Below are 20,776 nucleotides of genomic sequence, written 5' to 3' on the forward strand. Positions count from 1 at the left end.
CGCCTCCATGGAAAATCGAAGCTTAATCATGCCGTCGTGATCGCCCCGAAGCGCTCACCACATCAACTCATTTGTCGATAACAGGTTTGCGATCCAAAGCGGCCGTCGTTCTGACCACCGCTGACCGCGAACCGCCTTCCACCCGCTCTCCACCGCCTAACGCCGTCTCGAGCTTCTTTCGATCGAGTCCGCCTTCCCACGCCGACACCACGATCGCCGCCACCCCATTGCCGACGATATTGGTCAAAGCCCGGCATTCGGACATGAAGCGGTCGATGCCGAGGATCAGCACCATCGCGCTCACGGGAACCGTCGGCACGACCGACAGGCTCGCGGCGAGCGTGATGAAGCCCGCGCCGGTTACGCCGGTCGATCCCTTCGAGGTCAACATGGTGACGAGGAGCAAGGTGATTTCCTGCGCGAACGACAAGTGCGTGTTGGTCGCCTGCGCGAGGAACAGCACGGCGAGCGTCATGTAGATGTTGGTGCCGTCGAAGTTGAACGAGTAACCGGTCGGCACGACGAGCCCGACGACGCCGCGCGGGCAGCCCAGCCGTTCGAGCTTGTCCATCAACTGCGGCAAGGCCGCTTCGGACGTCGAGGTGCCGAGCACGATCAGCAATTCGTCGCGGATGTAGGCGAGAAAGCGCCACAGACTAAAGCCGCACAAGCGCGCGACGATGCCGAGCCCGACCGCCACGAACAGAAATGCGGTGAGATAAAAAGCGCCGATGAGCTTGAGCATCGGCACCAGCGAGACGATGCCGTATCGGCCGATCGTGAAGGCCATCGCGCCGAAGGCGCCGATCGGCGCAAGACTGGTGACCATCCGCACAATGCGAAAGAACGCTTTCGAAAGTGTCTCGACCAGTTGCGTGACCGGCGCGGCGGGCGCACCCATCAGCGCGAGCGCGGTGCCGAACAGCATCGCGATCAGCAGCACGGGAAGGATATCGCCCTGAACCAGCGCGCCGAGAAACGTCTCTGGGATCACATGCGCGATAAATCCGGTGATGCCCTCGCCATGCGCCGCCTGCGCCGCATAACCCGACACGGCGCGCGCGTCGAGCGTGGACGGATCGACATTGAAGCCCGCGCCGGGCGCGAGCACGTGCGCGGCAAGCAAGCCGATCGCCAGCGCGAACGTGGATGCGGCTTCGAAATAGAGCAACGCCTTGCCGCCGACGCGTCCGACCTTCTTCATGTCCTGCATGCCCGCGATGCCGGTTACGACTGTGCAAAAGATCACCGGGCCGATGATCATGCGCACGAGCTTGATGAACAGATCGCCGAGCAGCTTGAGCGCGACCGCCGTTTGCGGTGCGAAATGTCCGAGCAGCACGCCGGCGGCGATGGCCGCGAGCACCTGAACATAGAGAATCTGGTAGATCGGCTTGCGTTTCATGTGTCTCCTCCGTTTTCGAGGCAAAGGGACGCCCTTCCCTTCTTCGATCGGAGGGGAATTGGCGGGTTTGAAACAAGGAAAGCCGCCGCGTCGCGCGGCGGATGGGTGCTTACATCACCTGCGCCCAGGGATGCCTGGCGAAATGCCGCTGTTCGAAGGCTTCGATCGCGGCGAGCGAGTCGAGCGTCAGATCGACGGTATCCATGCCTTCGATCACCATGCGCTTGTGGCGCGCGCCGATCGCATAATCGAACCGGTTGTCCGAGCCGGATGTCACCGTTTGCCGTTCGAGATCGATCGACAACAAAGTGCCTGGCGTTTCGCTTGCCTCGCGCGTCAGGGCATCGATCGCGTCGCGCTCCAGTTGCACGAGCAAGAGGCGGTTGTTCATCGCGTTCGAATAGAAGATTTCCGCGAAGCTCGGCGCAATCACCGCCTGAAAACCGTATTGCTGCAAGCCCCACACCGCATGCTCGCGGCTCGATCCGCAGCCGAAGTTCGCACCGCCGATCAGCACGGTCGCGTTCGCATACGCGCGCTGGTTCAGCACGCAGTCGTCGCGCGGCGCGCCGCGCTCGTCGAAGCGCAGGTCGTACAGCAGACCGTCGGCGAGACCCGCCTTGTCGATGATGCGCAGGAACTGCTTCGGCATGATCTGGTCGGTGTCGAGGTTGTCGATGGGCAGCGGCGCGGCGCTGCCGCGAATGGTCGTGAGTCGGGTCATGATGTGTGCGCCTCCAGCGTGCGGACATCGGTGATGCAGCCGGTCAGCGCGGCGGCCGCTGCCATCGCCGGGCTCATCAGATGCGTGCGACCGCCGCGTCCCTGACGGCCTTCGAAATTGCGGTTGGTGGTGGATGCGCAGCGCTCTCCGGCGTCGAGCACGTCGTCGTTCATCGCGAGGCACATCGAGCAGCCCGGCTCGCGCCACTCGAAGCCCGCATCGATCAGTGTCCGCGCGATGCCTTCCTGTTCGGCGGCCCGCCGCACGCTGCCCGACCCCGGCACGACCATCGCGCGCACGCCGGGCGCAACCTGCTTGCCGCGCACGATGCCGGCCACGATGCGCAAATCTTCGATGCGTCCGTTGGTACACGAGCCGATGAACACGCGGTCGACGCGCGTGCCGGCAATCGGCCGCCCGGCGGCAAGTCCCATGTAGTCCAGCGCGCGGCGCAGCGATGCGGCGGCCTCGGGCGTCGCTTGCGCGGCCTCGGCGGGAATCGGCTGATCGATGGCGACGGCCTGATCGGGGCTCGTGCCCCAGGTGACGAACGGCGCAATGTCGCCCGCGTCGAAGCAATGCTCGGCATCGAAACGCGCGTCGGCGTCGGAATGCAGGCCGCGCCAGTCCGCGAGCGCCGCTTGCCATGCCGCATCGTCGAGCGACGGCGCGTGGGCGCGCACGTAGTCGAACGTGGTCGCGTCCGGCGCGATCAGCGCGGCGCGCGCACCGGCTTCGACGGTCATGTTGCACAAGGTCATGCGCGCCTCGGCCGACAGCGATGCGATCGTCGAACCGGCGAATTCCACCGCGTAGCCGCGCGCGCCCTGTGCGCCGATCCTGCTGATGATCCAGATAACGAGATCCTTCGACGACGTGCCATAGGCAAGCGCGCCGTCGATCGTGATGCGCATGGTCTCTGCGAGCCGGTACACGAGCGTCTGCGTCGCCAGAACGTGCTCGACTTCCGACGTGCCGATGCCGAAGCCGAGCGCACCGAGTGCGCCGTATGTCGTGGTATGGCTGTCGCCGCACAGCACGACCATGCCGGGACGAATCAATCCGAGCTCCGGCGCGACGATATGTTCGATGCCTTGCAGCGGATCGTCGGCGGCGAGAAGGCGTATGCCGGCGCGTTTGCAGTTACGCGCCAAGTTCTGCGCCTGCAACAGCGACGCCGCATCGCGAATCACGCGCGGCGACTCCGCATGCGTCGGAATGATGTGGCTCACGACCGCGAGTTGCTGGCGCGGACGGCGCACCGCGCGGCCGCGGGCATCGAGCCCGCTGAACGCTTGCGGGCTGGTGTACTCGTTCATCAGATGCAGATTGGCGTACAGCAGCACGTTGTGTTCGTCGATACGCGCTACGCTGTGCGAATCGACGAGCTTCCGGTAGAGGGTCTGGTCTGACATGACTTACTCGCTGAGAAAAGGCAGCACGCGCTCGAGCAGCCGCTGTGGCGCTTCTTCGGGAATGTAGTGGCCGCAAGGCAGGGCCTCGCCCTGCACGTCCGGCGCGTACGCCCGCCACTCGGCAAGCGGATCGAAGCACTGCTCGATCACACCCTGCGCGCCCCACAACGCCATGAATGGGCAGTCAATCCGCTGCTGCGAGGCCAGCGTCGCGCGATCGTGTTCAAGGTCGATCGTCACGCTCGCGCGATAGTCTTCGCAGATGCCGTGCGCCGTCGCCGGATCGGATAGGCAGCGCAGATATTCCGCGTAAGCCGCCGGCGTGAACGGCGCGAGGCCGGCGCTGCGCGCGCCGATGGTCTGCTTCAGATAGAGATCGGGGTTGGCGCGGATCAGCGTCTCAGGAAACGGCGCGGGGCGCACCAGCATGAACCAGTGCCAGTAGGCGCGCGCGAACTCGAACGAGGTCTGTTCGTACATGGCGAGTGTGGGCGCGACATCGAGCGTCACCAGGCGCGTCACGACTTGCGGATGATCGAGCGCCATGCGCGCCGCGACCCGGCCGCCGCGATCGTGACCGATCACCGCGAAGCTCTCGTGGCCGAGACCGCGCATCAGCTCGACCTGATCGAGCGCCATGCGCCGCTTCGCATAGTTGGCGTGAGCCGGGTCGCCGGGCGGCTTGCCGCTGTCGCCGTAACCGCGCAGATCCGCCGCGACCACCGTGAAACGCTCCGCCAGCGCGGGCGCGACTTTATGCCAGATCGCGTGCGTTTGCGGATGCCCGTGCAAGAGCAAAAGCGCGGGACCGCGCCCGCCCTGAATTGCATGAATGCGCACGCGATCGACGGTTGCCGATGCGTCGCTGAAGCCTTCGAACATGGTTGTCTCCTGATCGCAATCCGAGTCTAATTGATGACTCATGCGATTGGGTTTCCTGAAAAGCATTCCGGCAGTAACTCACAGGAACGAATCGACCGAACAAAACGGAGCTCGGGATGGATAGCTTTTCGGATCTGAATCTGTTCGCGCTCGTGGCGCGGCATCGCAATCTGGCGGCGGCCGCGCGCGAGTTGGGCGTGACGCCACCCGCGGTCAGCAAACGGCTGGCGCAACTGGAACGGCGCCTCGGCGTGCGGCTGATGAATCGCACGACGCGGAGGCTGAGCCTCACGCCCGAAGGCGAGCTTTATCTGTCGAACGGCTCGCGCATTCTGGACGAGTTGTCGGAACTGGAGCATCTCGTCATGCAGAGCCGGGGCGAGCCTACCGGCCTGCTGCGCGTGAACGCTTCGTTTGGATTTGGGCGGGCCCGCATCGCGCCGGCGGTATCGGAATTCGTCACGCGTTATCCCGCGATAAAAATCCTGCTGCATCTGACGGACCGTCCGATGAGTCTTCAGGACGAAGGTTTCGATCTCGGCATTCGCTTCGGCGAAGTGCCGGATGCGCGCATCAACGCGCGGCTCCTGCTCGAAAACCGGCGCATGGTGTGCGCATCGCCCGGCTATGTGGCGCGGCATGGCCGACCGTCCGTGCCGCACGATCTGACGCGGCACGCCTGCATCGTCTTGCGCGAGAACGAATCGGCCTACGGCACGTGGCATTTTTCGCGCGGCAAACGCTCGGAAACGGTCAAGGTCGACGGCGCCCTATCCAGCAACGACGGCGGCGTCGTCCTGCATTGGGCGCTCGAAGGCCGCGGGATTGTCGTGCGTTCGCAGTGGGAAGTGGAACGGCATCTGGCGCGCGGCGAACTCGTGACGCTGCTGGACGACTGGGCGTTACCGGACGCCAATATTCACGCGATCTATCTGGAGCGCAATCAGCTCTCGGTCAGGCTCAGGGCCTTTGTCGACTTTCTCGGCGAGTTTCTGCGCAGGCCGGGCGGCTTGATGTAGCTACGTCGAGAAGGAAAGCCGCACCGAAACCATTCTCGCACTCAGCGTGCCCTACATCCCCCAACGCAACGACGGCGTATGAACCGGGCTGTCCCAGTGGCGTGTCATTTCGTCGTCCAGCATACATAGCGTAATCGACGCGCCCGCCATCTCGAGCGAAGTCGTCAGCGCCCCCACCTGGGCCCGGCCAACCTTCAGGTCGCGTTGCTCAAGCCATGCACGCGTCGAGTTAAAGAGCAGGTAAAGCTCGCCAAGCGGTGTTCCGCCGAGGCCGTTGATGAGCACCAGCAATTCAGCTCCGGGTTGAGGCGCGAGGTCATCGACGATCGCTTTGAGCAGTTCTCCCGCAATCGCGTCGGCGCCTGCGAACTTTGCGCGGCGCCGCCCCGGCTCGCCGTGAATACCCACGCCCACTTCGATTTCGTCATCGCCGATCTTGAACGTCAGCGTTCCTGCGGCCGGCACGGTGCAACTGCTGAACGCAACACCCATCGAAGCGGCGCGCTTGTTGATCCGGTCACCGAACGCCTTGCACTGTTCAAGGCCGGCGCCGCTTTCGGCCATGCTGCCCACCAGCTTCTCAACGATCACTGCGCCAGCGACACCACGCCGCCCGGTGGTGTAACTGGAGTTTTCGACTGCCACATCATCGTTGATCAGCACCATCGCGTTCGGGACCTCCGACATCTCCGACGCCATTTCGAAATTCATCAGGTCACCGGAATAATTCTTCACGATGAATAGCACGCCCGCACCGGTATCGACAGCGTCGGCAGCGGCCATCATCTGATCCGGCGTAGGAGATGTGAAGACCTGGCCGGGGCAGGCTGCGTCGAGCATTCCATAGCCCACGAAACCGGAGTGCAACGGCTCATGCCCCGAACCGCCACCCGATATCAACGCCACTTTGCCCGGTTTGAGCGTCTTGCGACGCACGTACACAGGCTCGTTGTTGAGTACGACGAGATCGTTATGCGCGGATGCAAATCCCGCCAGACTTTCGGCGAGGAAATCGTCGACGTGGTTGATGAATTTTTTCACGGTCTGGCCTCCTTTCACACCGGGTTGCGCGCCAGATGCGCGCATACGGCTGTAATCATGGTCTGACTGGAACGCGCACCAGGGTCGATATGACCGCGCGAGCGTTCGCCCAGAAACGACGCCCGCCCTTTGGTCGCGAGCATATCGCGGGTGGCAAGCATGTTCTGCTCGGCCACCTGCGGCAATTCATCCAGCACCGCTTTTCGCAACGCAGGTGATTCGACGGCCGCAAGCTCCTTAAAGCGCGCGGCAACGGGAATCAGCACGTCCATCATCGTCTTGCTGCCTACGCCCGTCTTACCCCGCTGCGCGACCGCTTCGACGCCCGCCGCAAACATGAGCGCGGTGCCCGCAACATCCAGTGGAGTGTTCGCCGATGCTTTCGCCATCCCGTGCAGCAGCGAAAAGAACAGCGGCCCGGACGAGCCGCCGACCGTCGACAGCACCTTGTTCGCCGCGAGTTCCAACGCGGCCCCAAATGTTTTCCCTTCGATGTCCGCACGCAAGGCAAGCAAGGCCTCCATGCCGCGCAGCAGATTGAAGATGTGATCGCCATCGCCGATCTGCTGGTCGAGCACGGCTATTTCGTCCGTGTGTTCCTTGAGCGCTGCATATGCGGCGTCGATACACTCCATGACCGTTTTGCCGTTCATGTCGGGATCCTCCTGCCGTCTGCACGGAAATATAAGAGGCTGCGTGCGGGCAGCGACACGCCCACGGACTGCCCCGGGCTGAAATTGCGTTCGACCATCGTGGTCGCCACAACCGCGGTTCCTGCATGCTCCAGAATCAACAGATGACGCAGCGGCGAGTACTCGAGCACCTTCAGGTCGAGTGCGTCACGTGGATGAGGGGCGCCGGGTGCATCACGCGCGTTGCCCTCGTGCAGCAGCACGTCTTCAGGACGAATCGCCACGGTGGCCGTACCGGTCGGCACCGCTGCCGAATTGAACAGCGTTGGCGGCAACAGGTTGATCGGCGGCGAGCCGAGCCGCTGCGCCGCGCTCAATGAAACCGGATTACCGTAGACCTCGCGCGGTGTGCCGAGCTGCACCAGACGGCCGTGTTCAAGAATGCCGATGCGGTCGGCCAGTGTGGTGGCTTCCACCTGATCATGCGTGACATAGAGAATCGTCGCGCCAATCTTACGATGCAGGCGCTTCAACTCGATACGCAATTCCTCACGCAGTTTTGCATCGAGCGATGACAGCGGTTCGTCCATCAGAAAGACTTTCGGCTCGCGCACGAGCGCACGCCCGATCGCGACGCGCTGCATTTCGCCGCCCGACAAATGCGTTGCCATGTTGTCGAGCTTCGCCTCCATGTGCAGCATCTGCGCGACCGCATGCACCCGCGCGCGCACCTGTTCCTCGCTGCTGCGACGACGGGGCGAACGCAGCGGAAACGCGAGATTGCCAAACACACTCAGATGCGGATACAACGAGTATTGCTGAAAGATAAACGCGACATCACGATCGGAAGGATGCACGCCGGTGGCGAGCGCGCCGTCGATCAGCACGTCGCCGGCATCGGGACCTTCCAGTCCTGCAATGAGGCGCAGCGTCGTGGTTTTGCCCGCGCCGCTCGGTCCGAGCAGCACGACGAATTCGCCGTCTTTCACGTCGATCGACAGGTCGTCCACCGCAACGATGTTGCCGAAGCGCTTCGATACATTGCGTAGCTGGACTTCAGCCATGACCGACTCCGTTGACAGAAAGCGTGGAAGCAGCGCCCAGCAGCAGGCGCTCAGTGGTGGCGTCATAAAGCAGCGTGCGTTCTTTCCGAAACGACAGACCGACGCTCGTGCCCGCGGCAACACCATCGTCTTTGCTGACGCGCACGCGCACGACGCCGAGCGCCGTTTCAACCGCCAACACCTGGTGCGAGCCGAGGTATTCGTCGGCGATCACGCGACCGCGCAGCGGCCCGTGCTCGTCGATCACGACGTGCTCGGGTCTGATCCCCAGCAATACGCGTGCGGCAGCGGCATCGCAACGCGGCACGCAAACCGGTGCGCCATGCAGACTCACCTGCTCCTGACCTGCCGTCACCGCGTCGTCGACGGGCAAGAAATTCATGGGCGGACTGCCGATGAAGTTGCCGACGAACACTGTCGCGGGGAAGTGATAAATCTCATGGGGCGAGGCCGCCTGCAACACTTCGCCCTGATTCATCACGACGATATCGTCCGCCATGGCCATCGCCTCACTCTGATCGTGTGTGACGTAGACCGTGGTGGCAGCGAGCGCGTTGTGCAGTTTGCGTAATTCCAGGCACATCAGTTCACGAAAGTCGGCATCGAGTGTGCCGAGCGGTTCGTCCATCAGGAATGCTTTCGGTTGCCGCACGATCGCGCGACCGAGCGCCACGCGTTGCCGGTCGCCACCAGACAGGCCGCCGGTCTTACGATCGAGAATGTTCTCGATGCGCAGCATATGCGCCGCTGCATCGACCCGCGCGGCAATCTCGCTGCGTGACACATGTTCGTTCTTCAGCGGAAACGCGATGTTATTGCGCACCGTCATGTGTGGATACAGCGCAAACATCTGGAACACGAAAGCAATATCGCGTTGCCGGGCGCGCAACGCAGTGACATCCTCACCGTCGATCAGGATCTGCCCGGAAGTCGGCAACTCGAGCCCCGCGATCATCCGCAGCGTTGTGGTCTTGCCGCAGCCTGACGGTCCGAGCAGCACGACGAAGCGTCCGGCGCCGATGGTCAGGCTGGTGTCGCGCACCGCGACAAAATCGTCGAAGCGCTTCTGAAGATGAGCGAGAACGATCGTGGACATGATTCAGTCTGGAAAATGGCTGGTGACGACGAACGCGAGCGCGCCCACCAGAAGCACCGGAAACGACCAGGTGAAGAGCGCGAGCGAAAACGGCTGCACGAGCATCGCCGCACCCAAGCCGATCAGTACCGTCGATGCACCCTCGCTGTACCTGCGACGTAACAGCCAGCGATGCGGAGCAATGTCTTCGCGTTTCATTTGCGCACGGCTCCGAAGGTGATGCCGCGTAACAGATGTTTGCGCAGCAGAACGGTGAAAAAGAGAATCGGCAGCACGAATAATGTTGTTGCAGCCGCAACGGCCGGCCAGTCCTGACCGCCTTCTCCGATGATGAATGGAATGAATGGCGGCATGGTCTGCGCATCGCCGCTTGTCAGCAGCGAAGCAAATGCGTATTCGTTCCATGCGAAGATCAGGCAGAAGATCGCTGTAGCGGCAATGCCCGTCGTCGCTTGCGGCAACACCACTTTCACGAAGGCCTGCAAACGCGTGTAGCCATCCACTAGCGCGGCTTCTTCATACTCGCGCGGGATCTCGTCCATGAAACCTTTAAGCAGCCATACCGCCAGTGAGACGTTCACCGCCGTGTACAGCACGATCATGCCGACATAGCTGTCGCTCAAACCCAGCGCGCGATACATCAGGTAGATCGGAATGGCGACGGCAATGGGCGGCATCATCCGTGTGGAAAGAATGAAGAACAGCAGATCGTCGGACAGCGGCACCTTGAAGCGCGAAAACGCGTATGCCGCGAGCGTGCCGAGAAATACCGCAAGAAACGTCGAACCGAACCCAATGACAAGCGAATTCATAAAGCGCGGCACAACCTTCGAAGGTCCGGCGATCACCATGTTGCGCTTGCGCACCTCGCGCTCATACCAGGTCCGCGCAGGCGGCAGGCTCGCAATGAACTCGGGCGTCTGCCGCGACCGGATCGTAAGCAGGTTCACATAGCCTTCCATGGAAGGCTGAAACAGCACGACGGGCGGATACGCTATCGCATCTTCCTGCGTCTTGAAGCTCGTCAGGAAGATCCAGACCATCGGTAACGTAGCAATCAGCGCATACGTGATGACAACCGCAGCCGCGAAGCGCCTGGCGCGCGGAGACGACGCCACCACGGAATGTTGTGTCGCAGTCGGTCTCATCGCTGTTTGATCCGGTTAAGTGCCTTCACATAAATATTCGCCGCACCGAATACCGTCACGAACAGAATAATTGCGAGCGCGGACGAATAACCTGTCTGCCACTTTTCGAAGGCGGCGCGCTTGAGCGTGATCGATACCGTTTCGGTAACCGAGCCCGGGCCGCCCGATGTGAGCAGGTTCACCATATCGAACATCTTGAAGTTTTCGATGCCGCGAAACAGTACCGCCAGCATCAGGAACGGCATGGTCATAGGCAACGTGATCGACCAGAACTGACGCCACGGCGTCGCTCGGTCCACTTCCGCTGCTTCGTAGATATAGTCGGGAATTGAGCGCAGACCCGCGAGGCAGATGAGCATGACGTACGGCGTCCACATCCACGTATCGACCATCACAATGGTCCACGGCGCGAGCGCCACGTCGCCGATCATCTGGAACGACGCCGGCGCGATGCCGGTGAAGAAGCTGACGATATCGTTGAAAAGCCCCGTCTGCGGTTGCAGCAGGAACGTCCAGAAGTTGCCCACTACAGCAGGCGAAAGCATCATCGGCAGCAGGATGAGCGTGGTCCAGAAGCTATGTCCGCGGAACTGCCGGTTGATCAGCAAGGCAAGCCCGAATCCCAGCAGCACCTCCAGCCCGACCGACCAGAACACGAAACGCGCGGTCACCTGCATCGCGTACCAGATATCTTCGTCAGTCAGGATGTCGACATAATTGTCGATGCCGACAAAACGCGCCGGCACGCTCGGCATGTTCGACTTGAAGTTGGTGAACGACAGGCGAAGCGCCCAGATCAACGGAAAGATGTTGATCGCGAGAAGCAGCAGAATGGTCGGGAGGATGAAGAGCCACGCGATGGTCCGATCCGACAGTCCGCTTAACCGCTTCGCTATGCGCGTCGACGCTCCCGCTTCGAGACTCGTGGGAGAAAAAGGCTTATCTGCCAACATGCCTGGCTCCTTTAAGCGGACCGGAGACAGGCCGTTCGGCCGCCGCCGGTCCAGTCAAGCCCAGCTAAAAACTACTTTCCTTCTTGCTTGAAGACCTTGGTCCAGTCTTTCACCAGCAGATCCAGCGCATCTTTGGCCGTGCCTTTATCGGCCACGACGTAGTCGTGCACACGCTTTTGCATGTCGAGCAACAGCTCGGCATAAGCCGGCTCTGCCCAGAAGTCTTTGACGATTGCCATCGACTTCAGGAACGCGGGTGCGAACGGCGCGCTATTAGGGAAGTCCGGTGCGTCCACCACCGATTTGGCTGCCGAATAGCCACCCAGTTGCCACCATTTCTTCTGCACGTCGGGTTGCGCGAACCACTTGATATATTCGAGCGCGTCTTCTTTATGGTCCGAGTACGAGACGACCGAGATCCCCTGCCCGCCCAGCTGAGTGTATTGCTTCGTCTCACGCGGATTGACGAAGAAGCCGATCTTCTCGCCACCGACATTCGGGTCTTTATAAAGCCCTGGGAAGAACGCAAACCAGTTCATCTGCATTGCCACCTGACCCGACTTGAACGCGTCGAGCCCCTCCTGCATGTAGGCGTTGGTCATGCCTGGCGCCGTGCAACATTTATAGAGCGCCTTGTAGTACTCGAGCCCCTTCACCGCGCCTGGCGAGTTCACGAAGCCGTCGAGGTGATAGGGGTTCTTGGGATCCTGATACTCAAAGCCGAAGTTGTATAAGGCATTCGTCGCGCCCATCGTGATTCCCTCGGAGCCACGCTCCGTGAAGATATACACGCCATAGACCGTCTTGCCGTCGATCTTTCGACCCTGGAAGAATTGCGCAGTCTGCTTGAGTTCGTCGAGCGTAGTGGGCGGCGCAAGCTCACGGTTGTACTTCTGCTTGAATTCCGCGCGAAGTTCCGGGCGCGCAAACCAGTCCTTGCGGTACGTCCATCCGACTGCGTCAGCCATCGCAGGTAAAGCCCAATAGTTCGGCGTATTCTTTGGCCACTCCGAATATCCCACCACCGTTGCAGGCACGAAGTCGTTCATGGAAATCTTGTTCTTCGTGAAGAAGTCGTTGAGCTTCACGTAGTGTCCATTGACCGCCGCGCCGCCAATCCACTGACTGTCGCCAATGATGAGATCGCACAGCTTGCCGTGCGAATTGAGTTCATTGATGAAGCGGTCAGCGTAACTGGTCCACGGTACGAACTCGAACTTCATCTTGATGCCGGTCTTCGTCGTGAAATCCTTCGACAGTTCGACCAGTGCATTGGCGGGATCCCATGCCGCCCAGCAAAGTGTCAACTGCTTATCCTGTGCCTGCGCGCCCGTTGCAGTGCCGAGCCCCAGCGATATGAGGGTTGCCGCCACTACCCTCGCTGACGTTAGACGTACCATGTCTCTTCTCCTTGTCTTTCTCGCGTCTCCAACCTCATGACATTCAGCGCCCATGCGCCGGGCACCGCATTTCGGCTCTGGCAGATCAGAAGTCGATCCGCGTGTCGCGAGCGTCAGGCATGCGCATTCTCACGAAGATAAATCCGGGTTTCCGGCGTGGGGATGGCAAGCGCCCCCCGAACGTCGTTAAGAAAATTAATCGCGGCGAGCCCAGCCCAATGAACAATGCCGCGCACGTCCTGACCGAGTATCACGTCGATCGCGCGTTCCGAGAGTTGGCTGCGGGTCTCCGCAGTGCATTCGTGGCCAATCAGGACGAGGTGAGCCTTGTCGCCGGACTCCTGCAATGCCGCTGCAATGCCGGAGATGCCGCCGCCCGTCACATACACGCCGACCAGATCCGCATGGCGCGCACGTAGGCCCTGTACGGCGAGGCCCGCACCATCGTCGTCTTCGGCGAAGTCCGGTTCGGCGATCCAGCGCAGGTTGCGGAAGTCCTCCTCCAGCACTTGCGAAAAGCCAGTGCGGCGTTCCACCTGATCATGCAGACGCGACGATCCCGATAGCACGGCAACCGTGCCGAGCTTCGCGCAAAGGAAGCGCCCCATCAGTAGTCCTGCCGTGCGTCCGGCAATCCGGTTGTCGACACCCACATACGCGGCGCGCCGGCTCGCAGGCAAATCGGAGAACACGGTGACGACCGGCACCTGAGCGTCGCTCATCTCTTCGATGAAACGCTCGACCCACGGATAGTCCAGAGGCGCGAGCACGAGCGCGTCGTAGTCGATCACTTCGGCGGCGAACGCCGCGGTCTCGCGTTGGCTGGAAAAATCGCAGCGGTAAAACGAGGGGATGATGCGGTGCTCGCGAAAGAAGCTGGCCGACAGCGCAATATCGCGCTCGACGTGATCGAGGAAGCGGGAGTTCACTTGCGGCAGCACGAACGCGACCCGGAACGAACTGACCTTTGCCGGCCGGCCACGGCTCGCCCGCTCGTCACGCAGATTCGCGAGTGCAAGATGCACGCGTTCGGCCGTTTCCGGACGCACAGCCTGATCGTCGCGCAGGACACGATCGACCGTGGCCACGCTGACGCCAGCCCGACGCGCAATCATCGTACGAGTAGCCGGCATGGGTCTCCTCCGGTGCCGAGCGAAAGAATTATTTTGTTTTACTGAAGGTAGTTTTTCCCACGAAAAATGCAAGCTTTTTCGCCGCGGAAAAAGCGTCATTGTTTTGATGGACATAAAACACGGTGGTGCCCGGTAGCGCCAGCAAGTGCGACGGACGACGCAGCGGGCCTACAGATCGGGGATCGCAGGGAGAGTCGATGGCGTGCGGCGGCTATTAGCGCCCGAGGAGAACCCCGGCCAACTGTCGTGTCGACCGCGGTATGGGTATTGGGTGGGTGCTTAGAAAAAGAGAAGCCCTCGGTCGTGAGTCACAACTGATCCTGCCTTTAGGCTTTTAATCGCCGGAGCCATTTCGAACTTCGCGAACCGGACGTCCGACACGGTCGGACGGCGCGGAATTCCTGTGATGAGCCCACTCGCGCAGCTTATCCAGTGCGCCGCCTGAATGCGGGTTAGCAAAGTGAAACAGGACGGTCGACCTGACGCTATGCGGCAGACAAGCCTGATTCGCGTGGAGCGATCGCATTCCCCAGAAAAAATACATGTTGCCTGGCTCGAGCGGTACGACGCGTGCGCCGAGCGCGCGCTGCACGCTTTCGGCTGCAAGTACCCGGCGCACCAGCGAGTTTTGCACTACCGCTTTCTCGACAAGGTTGATCACCGATGAAGAGCGGATCTTGCGCAGGTTCGGATACATCACGAGGTCGCCGCGCGGCTCGTTCGGGCCGTTTGGAATGATCAGCGGCAAGAGCGCGGTGACGACGTAGGTGTCGTAGTGGAACAGGTTTGATGCCTTGAGTCCGAGATCACCCGACAGCACCCGAAGCGCGGAGACGATATCGATGTCGGGCACGGCTCGCCCGGTGCCGCGCCGGTACAGTCCGGCGAGTATCCGGCGCAGATCAGGCGAATCACCGAATGCCGCGAGCGGCGAGGCGTCGAGCCAGGGATGGCCGGCATAGATGAAATGCTGGCGCTGATGCTTGTCCAGTTCGCGCTGGACATAATCGCTCGCCATTGCAAGTTCAACGGGTGAAAGGACATCGTGAAGTGCGCTTATGCCGACCGCGTCCATCTCACGGCTCAATGCGTCGAGGCTTTCATCGGTCACCTGCTTCAATCTGGAGTCCAGAATTTGATCGGGCGGACTTTCCATGATTCCTCACACAAGGTTGTCGCAGGATAGATACGTCGTGTTTTTTCCGAATCGTCCAATTTTGCCTACAGTGTGTCATGCACCGACTATGAGTTATGTGCGGCGGAGCATATGGCGGTTCACGTTAAAGGACATCGCGTTCTGCGACTAGTTGTGCGCCCGTGTGCTGAAGGTTGCTTGCCAGGAGCATTCCCGCACCTTGCGCTACCGGATAGCCGGCACCGATGTTATGCACGAGGGGAATGAGATCCGGGCTCCTGAAGCCGACAATAGTGGCGGATGTGAATTCCGTTCATAGCTCTTTCGGTTCTCGCCACACGCCGCCCGAATCGCTCGGCATATTCGCGCAAAGTATTGCGCGCCGACACGCTCTTTTATTAGCGATACCCCGCGATGTGATCTAAGATCGAAAGAACGTGCGTGCTAAACAGCCTTCTCAATAGGAGATATCCAATGGCAGCATTCGTCGATCATCCGGCGATTTTGTTTCTGGTTCTCTTTGTTTTATTCATTGCGGCAGTTGCATTCGGGGTGTTTGTCTTGCGCCGTCTATCTCCATTGCATGAAGACGAACGCGACGATTTCAGCGCTGTCCAGGGCGCCACGCTCACGTTGTTGGCTTTATTGATCGGTTTCAGTATTTCCATGGCGGTGAACCGCTATGACCAGCGAAAAGTCCTTGAAGAAGCGGAGGCTAACGCGATCGGTACGGAATTCGCGAGGGCCGATTTGACGGAGCCTGGCGTCCGTGACGAGATGAAGGCGGCATTGCTCCAATACACCCGCTTGAGGCTGACAGAGTTTCGGACCCGCGATCACGCCGAGCGCAAACAACTCGACGGTGAACTCGCAGCGCTACAGTCGAGATTGTGGCTGCAGGCAACCCACGTTGGAAAAAATCAGCCCACGCCCATCGGGGCGCTCGTCGTTGCGGGAATGAATGATGTGCTCAATTCGCAGGACTATTCAGAGGCCGCAAGAATCAATCATATTCCGCTCGGCGCATGGGTTTTGATGATCGTGATCGCGGTTTTCGGATGTGCGGTTCAGGGTTATGGCGCCAAAGGGAAGCGCCGTACTGCACTGCTCATGACTATTCTGCCCGTGACGATCTCATTGTCACTCGCCCTGATTGCCGACATAGACAGTCCGCGCGGCGGGATCATCCGCGTGCAACCGCAGAACCTGGCGAGGCTTCTCCAGTCGCTGGAAAAGTAATGGCTGGTTCTGACAGCCTGCTTATTCACATTGGAATGCGCGACAAGTAGTACCGCTTGATCATGCTATTAGCTAATGCAGCCTAAACCTGAAAGCGTCGCTTCCACTGCCTCGTCGATTGGCGTATTCGGCTCGTGCCCTAACGTAGCGATCAATCGGGTGTTTTGCATCCGGACAGGCGTTTGCCACAAATAGCGCATCTCGCCCAATTCGCGAAACGTCGCATTAAACGGTGACGCGAGCTTGACGAGCGCCCACGGAAATGCGCCGACCCCCGGTTCTCGCCCCGTGCGCCGCGCCACGACTCTGCGAATGGCCGCCACGAGTTGAGTACCGTCCTCGTCCCAGTGGCCACCCATATGAAAGCGCGCGAAAGGCTCCAGCGTGTCGCGCCGCGCAAGCAGCTCGAGCATCGTATGAGCTACGTCAGGCAAATAAGACCACTGATGGCCAACCCCGCGCGCGCCCGGATAACTGATCTTTGCGACGGGCTTTCCCGGTTTGACGAGACCCTGCGAAAACCAGTTATTGCGCGCTCGCGGGCCGAAGAAATCACCCGCTCGCACAATCAACGCGCGCAACCCTTCTGTGGTCGCGCGTTGCAGCAGAGCCTCCATTTGCACGCGGATTGCGCCTTTCTTTGTCACCGGATGTTGAGGCGCATCTTCATCGAGCAGCGCAAACGCGTCCGGACCGAAGTTGTACACCGTGCCCGGCAGCACGATCGTTGCGCCTACCGCTTTCGCTGCTGCGATGGTGTTATCCAGCATCGGCAGGACAATCTGTTCCCAGCGCCTGTAGCCCGGTGGATTGACCGCATGCACGATGACCGACGCGCCTTGCGCCGCGCGTACAACGTCGGCATGGTTCATCGCGTCGCCCTGCACCCATTCGATGCCGTCCGCGCGCGGACTCAATGCACTTGACGCACTCGACGAGCGCTGCATCGCCCGTACATGCCAGCCTGCCGCAACCAGTTGCCGCGCAAGTTCCCCACCGATGCCGCCGGTCGCGCCAAGTACGAGTACCGTTTCATCTGCCACGTCAGTTGCTCCATTTCGTATTTCGATGCAGCCATTCTGCGACTTTTACTGGCACAATAAAAGTAGCGAACCCCGTTGACCGGATATACGAATTTGTATGGCAGACAACATTGGTTGGGAACTGTATCGCACGCTGCTTGCGGTGCTGCAAGAGGGCTCACTGTCAGGCGCTGCGCGCGCGCTCGGCATCACGCAGCCCACGGCGGGCCGTCATATCGAAGCGCTCGAACGCGCGCTGAAAGTATCTCTATTCACGCGCTCACAAACGGGTTTGCAGCCCACCGACATCGCCCTCGCCCTGCGCCCGCACGCGGAGACGATGCAGAGCACGGCGGCATCACTGGAGCGCGCGGCGAGAAGCGACGCTGCCCAGGTGCAAGGCGCGGTGCGCGTGGCGGCGAGCGAGGTCGTCGGCGCGGAAGTGCTGCCGCCTATCATTGCGGCGCTTCGCGAGCGCTATCCGCAGCTTGTCGTCGAGCTGGTGCTGTCCAACCGCGTGGAAGATCTGCTCAAGCGCGAGGCCGATGTCGCCGTGCGCATGATGCGGCCGAAGCAGACGCAGCTCGTCGCGCGGCGCATCGGCAACATCGAACTCGGCCTGCATGCGCGGCGCGATTACCTCGCGAAACACGGAACGCCGCGCAACGCCGCCGCACTGTGGCAGCACGCGATCATCGGGTACGACAGGCCGAGCGCGTTCGTTCGCGATGCCAGCAAGGCCTTTCCAGGGTATTCGCGTGCGGGTCTGTCGATCCGCACGGACAACGACCTCGCGCAGCTCGCACTGATTCGCGCGGGTGCCGGCATCGGTGTCTGTCAGGTCGCGCTTGCCCGTCGTGACAAGTCGCTGGTTCGCGTGCTGCCGAAGCTCGTCGCGCTACGCCTCGATACGTGGGTGACCATGCACGAGGATCTGCGCAACAGTCCGCGTTGCCGCGCGACGTTCGATGCGCTCGTCGAAGGACTCATGGGCTATGTGCAATAACGGGGATTGTCGGCGCGCATGTGTGCCCACGCTGCGCGCGGTTCGGGCATTGCGTCGCAACATCGAAAATCCGATAAAGGCACGCACATCCAGGGAAAACCCGTCTTGCCTGACAACCCCAACGACTCGCCGCTGAACGCTCGCGCAACGAGTGGCCGATTTCGTTGATGCCTTTGCCGAAAGCGAGGAGACTTGGACCTCGCCGTGAAATAACGCTGCGGTATGCTGTTTCTCATGAAGAAACTTATACTCTCCGCGACAGGCGCCGTAGCTTCAATGCTTCCGTTGAGGCTGCGGCATGTTATGGCGAAGTCCCTGTTAGAGGATAGCTCGCTCACGCGGGAGTATGGCTATCTCTACCTGTCGAGCCTTTCGCGCAAGCTCAACGTTGTCCGCTTCTCCGCCGCGGGACAGTACGGCACGATGGTTAGCAGCTCCAACGATTTGAGCATTCTGAGAAAATACGCGGAGACCGGCCGCTGGGCACCCGAACTCGCGGAGAAGTTAAAGACATTCTTTGGCGAATCCGGCGGGACTTACCTCGACATCGGCGCGAACATCGGCATGACGACCATTCCGATTGCGCAATGCAACGAGCGCGTGAAGTGCTACGCGTTCGAGCCCGAACCGGCCAACTATCGCAATCTGCTGCGCAACATTGCTGAGAACTGCCCGTCATCCAATATAGAGACGTTTCAACTCGCGCTGCACGAACGCGAAGAAGTACTGCCCTTTGAAATTGCCGACGGCAATCTGGGCGATCATCGCCTTCACATTGAAACCGGTCTCCCGGCAAAACAGAATGAAAAGAGTCGGCAGATCATCGAGGTGCGCTGTGTCAGGCTGGACGATCTGCCAATTCATCTGACCGGCCCCGTCTTTGCCAAAATCGATACGCAGGGCGCTGAGCCTTACGTCTTCGCGGGCGGCAGCAAAACGCTTGCAGAGGCCGATGCGATTCTCGTCGAATGGTCGCCGTATCATATGGCGCGGCTAGGCGGCAATCCGGACATCGTGCTCACGTTTCTCGAAGACCACTTCAGTCACGGCCGGATTGAAGAAACCGACGCGAAAGCGGGCAAGCACGGCCCGACTGAATCGATGAAAACGATCACAACTCGCTTGCGCGGCACGATCACGCAGTGGCGCGACGATCCGCTGAATTACGTGGACATCTACGCCACGAAGTCGCCGTCGATCGGTGGCTAGCTAGCAGGCGCCCGCGCAAAAACCTCACTCCGTTACCGGCTTTTCCACCGCAGCCGCCTGTCCGCCGACGGTCTCCAGATAGTGTCCGTAACGCCGGCAGCAGGTTTTCCAGCCGAACTCGTCGAGTGCCTTGCGATGACTCGCATTGTTGGCATACGTCTGCCACGACTCGTTGACCGAGCGCAGGATTGCAGGCAGTTCGCTGGCGTCGTTAAAGAGAATGACGTTGTCGAACTTCCTTGCTGCCCATTTCATGAACGGCGTCGAGCGCGCGATCAAAACCGGCACGAGTCCGATAGCCTCGAAGAACGCGCCGCTGACCAGCATCGAGTCGGCCGAGTGCGGGAGAATCAGCACATCGCTGTCGGCGATGCTTTGCGCAAACTCGGCGTCGGAGAGAAAGCGCGATTCAAGGCGCACCGCGTCTCGCAACGATCTTCTATCGATGATCTCGTTCAGCGTGGCAAGGTAAGCGTCGGTGGCGTGCCCCGCTATATGCAACTTGCAATCGGGCGGCCAGACGTCGAGCACCGCATCGATCTGCTTATACGGACGGATCACGCCGAGCATCGTATAGAGCGGCGCCGATCTTTCCGGCCTTGCATTGTGCGGCTGATGACCGGGCGAGTCCCAATACAGCGGATGAGGCAAATACTGGGCGCGGTACTGCTCCTGAAAGTCCGGCGCGTGCACCACACGGAAATCCGCAAGACGGCGCACGAATGCAATGATCCGCATCGACAGGCGCCTGTTGAATCCCTCCGTATCGTGCACTGCCTGGTCGTGCACGAAGTACACAACCTTGGCTCGCCCAAGCAGCATCAGAGAACAATAGAAAGCAAAAAGCAGTGAGCCGCCGAAGCTCAGTTGCGCAGTGCCTTTCTGTCGCCTGAACGGCCTGTACTCGAGCCAATGGAATACGAGAACATTTTCCGGCTTGAACAGATCGGTAAAGCCGCCCTTTAACAAGCCCTTGATGGACAACGGAGCAACATCGTAGCCGACCGACCTGTACAGATCTTTTTGAATCTCTATATAGCGGTTGGTCGGATTCGTAAAAGGACACATCAGCACGCGTTGCCGCAGCCGTTTCGTTTCATCGTTTCCGTGCGCGCTGCTGGCGTCGTGAGAAATCTGCGACATTCGACAATCTCCGGTCAGAGTGCACTCGCGGAACAATAAGCGCGAACGTAATTCCGACGTCTTGAATTCCCGTCGTTATGAACGCTTCCAGTGAATATCGAGTGATTTAA

General features: G+C 60.7%; 20 protein-coding genes. 4 read left to right on the top strand and 16 right to left on the bottom strand.

Annotated elements, in window-relative coordinates:
* Window positions 1-67 precede the first annotated feature (67 nt).
* From BGRAMDRAFT_RS05880 to BGRAMDRAFT_RS05895, 4 genes are all read right to left on the bottom strand, one after another.
* Entirely contained in the window at window positions 68-1,405 is a 1,338-nt protein-coding gene (locus tag BGRAMDRAFT_RS05880) for a dicarboxylate/amino acid:cation symporter (protein ID WP_006047763.1), read from the bottom strand.
* A 109-nt stretch (window positions 1,406-1,514) separates the two neighbouring features.
* Complete coding sequence (gene leuD, locus BGRAMDRAFT_RS05885; RefSeq protein ID WP_006047764.1) at window positions 1,515-2,129, bottom strand: 3-isopropylmalate dehydratase small subunit; 615 nt, start codon at window positions 2,127-2,129, stop codon at window positions 1,515-1,517.
* Window positions 2,126-3,544, bottom strand: a complete 1,419-nt coding sequence (gene leuC / locus BGRAMDRAFT_RS05890; RefSeq protein WP_006047765.1) for a 3-isopropylmalate dehydratase large subunit — start codon at window positions 3,542-3,544, stop codon at window positions 2,126-2,128. The genes leuD and leuC overlap by 4 nt, the downstream gene beginning before the upstream one ends.
* Before the next feature lie 3 nt (window positions 3,545-3,547).
* Window positions 3,548-4,426, bottom strand: a complete 879-nt coding sequence (locus BGRAMDRAFT_RS05895; RefSeq protein ID WP_006047766.1) for an alpha/beta fold hydrolase — start codon at window positions 4,424-4,426, stop codon at window positions 3,548-3,550.
* 116 nt (window positions 4,427-4,542) lie between these two features.
* Between BGRAMDRAFT_RS05895 and BGRAMDRAFT_RS05900 the strand changes: the two genes are divergently transcribed.
* Window positions 4,543-5,445 carry a LysR family transcriptional regulator gene (locus tag BGRAMDRAFT_RS05900; protein ID WP_006047767.1) on the top strand — a complete coding sequence of 301 codons (903 nt, stop codon included), beginning with the start codon at window positions 4,543-4,545 and terminating at the stop codon, window positions 5,443-5,445.
* Window positions 5,446-5,496: 51 nt separating this feature from the next.
* On the opposite strand, the gene dhaK is transcribed toward BGRAMDRAFT_RS05900, so the two are convergent.
* From dhaK to BGRAMDRAFT_RS05950, 10 genes are all read right to left on the bottom strand, one after another.
* Window positions 5,497-6,486 carry a dihydroxyacetone kinase subunit DhaK gene (dhaK, locus tag BGRAMDRAFT_RS05905; protein ID WP_006047768.1) on the bottom strand — a complete coding sequence of 330 codons (990 nt, stop codon included), beginning with the start codon at window positions 6,484-6,486 and terminating at the stop codon, window positions 5,497-5,499.
* 14 nt (window positions 6,487-6,500) lie between these two features.
* Window positions 6,501-7,139: a dihydroxyacetone kinase subunit DhaL gene (dhaL, locus tag BGRAMDRAFT_RS05910; RefSeq protein ID WP_006047769.1), complete on the bottom strand. Its 639-nt coding sequence runs from the start codon at window positions 7,137-7,139 to the stop codon at window positions 6,501-6,503.
* Entirely contained in the window at window positions 7,136-8,182 is a 1,047-nt protein-coding gene (locus BGRAMDRAFT_RS05915) for an ABC transporter ATP-binding protein (RefSeq protein WP_006047770.1), read from the bottom strand. Before BGRAMDRAFT_RS05915 ends, dhaL begins: the two co-directional genes overlap by 4 nt.
* Entirely contained in the window at window positions 8,175-9,278 is a 1,104-nt protein-coding gene (locus BGRAMDRAFT_RS05920) for an ABC transporter ATP-binding protein (RefSeq protein ID WP_006047771.1), read from the bottom strand. The genes BGRAMDRAFT_RS05915 and BGRAMDRAFT_RS05920 overlap by 8 nt, the downstream gene beginning before the upstream one ends.
* A 3-nt stretch (window positions 9,279-9,281) precedes the next feature.
* Entirely contained in the window at window positions 9,282-9,476 is a 195-nt protein-coding gene (locus tag BGRAMDRAFT_RS05925) for a hypothetical protein (protein WP_006047772.1), read from the bottom strand.
* Window positions 9,473-10,426, bottom strand: coding sequence for a carbohydrate ABC transporter permease (locus tag BGRAMDRAFT_RS05930; RefSeq protein ID WP_006047773.1), 954 nt, complete (start codon window positions 10,424-10,426; stop codon window positions 9,473-9,475). Before BGRAMDRAFT_RS05930 ends, BGRAMDRAFT_RS05925 begins: the two co-directional genes overlap by 4 nt.
* Window positions 10,423-11,379 (bottom strand): carbohydrate ABC transporter permease, encoded by a 957-nt coding sequence (locus BGRAMDRAFT_RS05935; RefSeq protein ID WP_006047774.1) that lies wholly within the window; start codon window positions 11,377-11,379, stop codon window positions 10,423-10,425. The genes BGRAMDRAFT_RS05930 and BGRAMDRAFT_RS05935 overlap by 4 nt, the downstream gene beginning before the upstream one ends.
* 71 nt (window positions 11,380-11,450) lie before the next feature.
* The gene (locus tag BGRAMDRAFT_RS05940; RefSeq protein ID WP_006047775.1) at window positions 11,451-12,779 is read right to left on the bottom strand and encodes an ABC transporter substrate-binding protein; all 1,329 of its coding nucleotides are present in this window, start codon (window positions 12,777-12,779) and stop codon (window positions 11,451-11,453) included.
* 113 nt (window positions 12,780-12,892) lie between these two features.
* A complete protein-coding gene (locus BGRAMDRAFT_RS05945; RefSeq protein WP_006047776.1) occupies window positions 12,893-13,912 on the bottom strand; it encodes a LacI family DNA-binding transcriptional regulator in 1,020 nt (339 codons plus the stop codon).
* Window positions 13,913-14,246: 334 nt separating this feature from the next.
* Window positions 14,247-15,068 carry a hypothetical protein gene (locus BGRAMDRAFT_RS05950; protein ID WP_006047777.1) on the bottom strand — a complete coding sequence of 274 codons (822 nt, stop codon included), beginning with the start codon at window positions 15,066-15,068 and terminating at the stop codon, window positions 14,247-14,249.
* Between the two features lie 453 nt (window positions 15,069-15,521).
* Between BGRAMDRAFT_RS05950 and BGRAMDRAFT_RS05955 the strand changes: the two genes are divergently transcribed.
* Window positions 15,522-16,286 carry a bestrophin-like domain gene (locus BGRAMDRAFT_RS05955; protein ID WP_006047778.1) on the top strand — a complete coding sequence of 255 codons (765 nt, stop codon included), beginning with the start codon at window positions 15,522-15,524 and terminating at the stop codon, window positions 16,284-16,286.
* A gap of 68 nt (window positions 16,287-16,354) precedes the next feature.
* Here BGRAMDRAFT_RS05955 and BGRAMDRAFT_RS05960 read toward each other — a convergent pair whose 3' ends face one another.
* Window positions 16,355-17,329: an SDR family NAD(P)-dependent oxidoreductase gene (locus tag BGRAMDRAFT_RS05960; RefSeq protein ID WP_006047779.1), complete on the bottom strand. Its 975-nt coding sequence runs from the start codon at window positions 17,327-17,329 to the stop codon at window positions 16,355-16,357.
* A 97-nt stretch (window positions 17,330-17,426) separates the two neighbouring features.
* On the opposite strand from BGRAMDRAFT_RS05960, the gene BGRAMDRAFT_RS05965 reads away from it, so the two are divergent.
* Both BGRAMDRAFT_RS05965 and BGRAMDRAFT_RS05970 read left to right on the top strand, forming a co-directional pair.
* Window positions 17,427-18,314 carry a LysR family transcriptional regulator gene (locus tag BGRAMDRAFT_RS05965; RefSeq protein ID WP_006047780.1) on the top strand — a complete coding sequence of 296 codons (888 nt, stop codon included), beginning with the start codon at window positions 17,427-17,429 and terminating at the stop codon, window positions 18,312-18,314.
* 222 nt (window positions 18,315-18,536) lie between these two features.
* A complete protein-coding gene (locus BGRAMDRAFT_RS05970; RefSeq protein ID WP_232292232.1) occupies window positions 18,537-19,523 on the top strand; it encodes an FkbM family methyltransferase in 987 nt (328 codons plus the stop codon).
* A gap of 24 nt (window positions 19,524-19,547) precedes the next feature.
* Here the strand turns inward: BGRAMDRAFT_RS05970 and BGRAMDRAFT_RS05975 are convergent, their stop codons facing one another.
* Window positions 19,548-20,666 (bottom strand): glycosyltransferase family protein, encoded by a 1,119-nt coding sequence (locus tag BGRAMDRAFT_RS05975; protein ID WP_006047782.1) that lies wholly within the window; start codon window positions 20,664-20,666, stop codon window positions 19,548-19,550.
* Between the last annotated feature and the right edge of the window lie 110 nt (window positions 20,667-20,776).

Origin of the sequence: Paraburkholderia graminis C4D1M (genome assembly GCF_000172415.1) — a bacterium.
Lineage (GTDB): Bacteria > Pseudomonadota > Gammaproteobacteria > Burkholderiales > Burkholderiaceae > Paraburkholderia > Paraburkholderia graminis.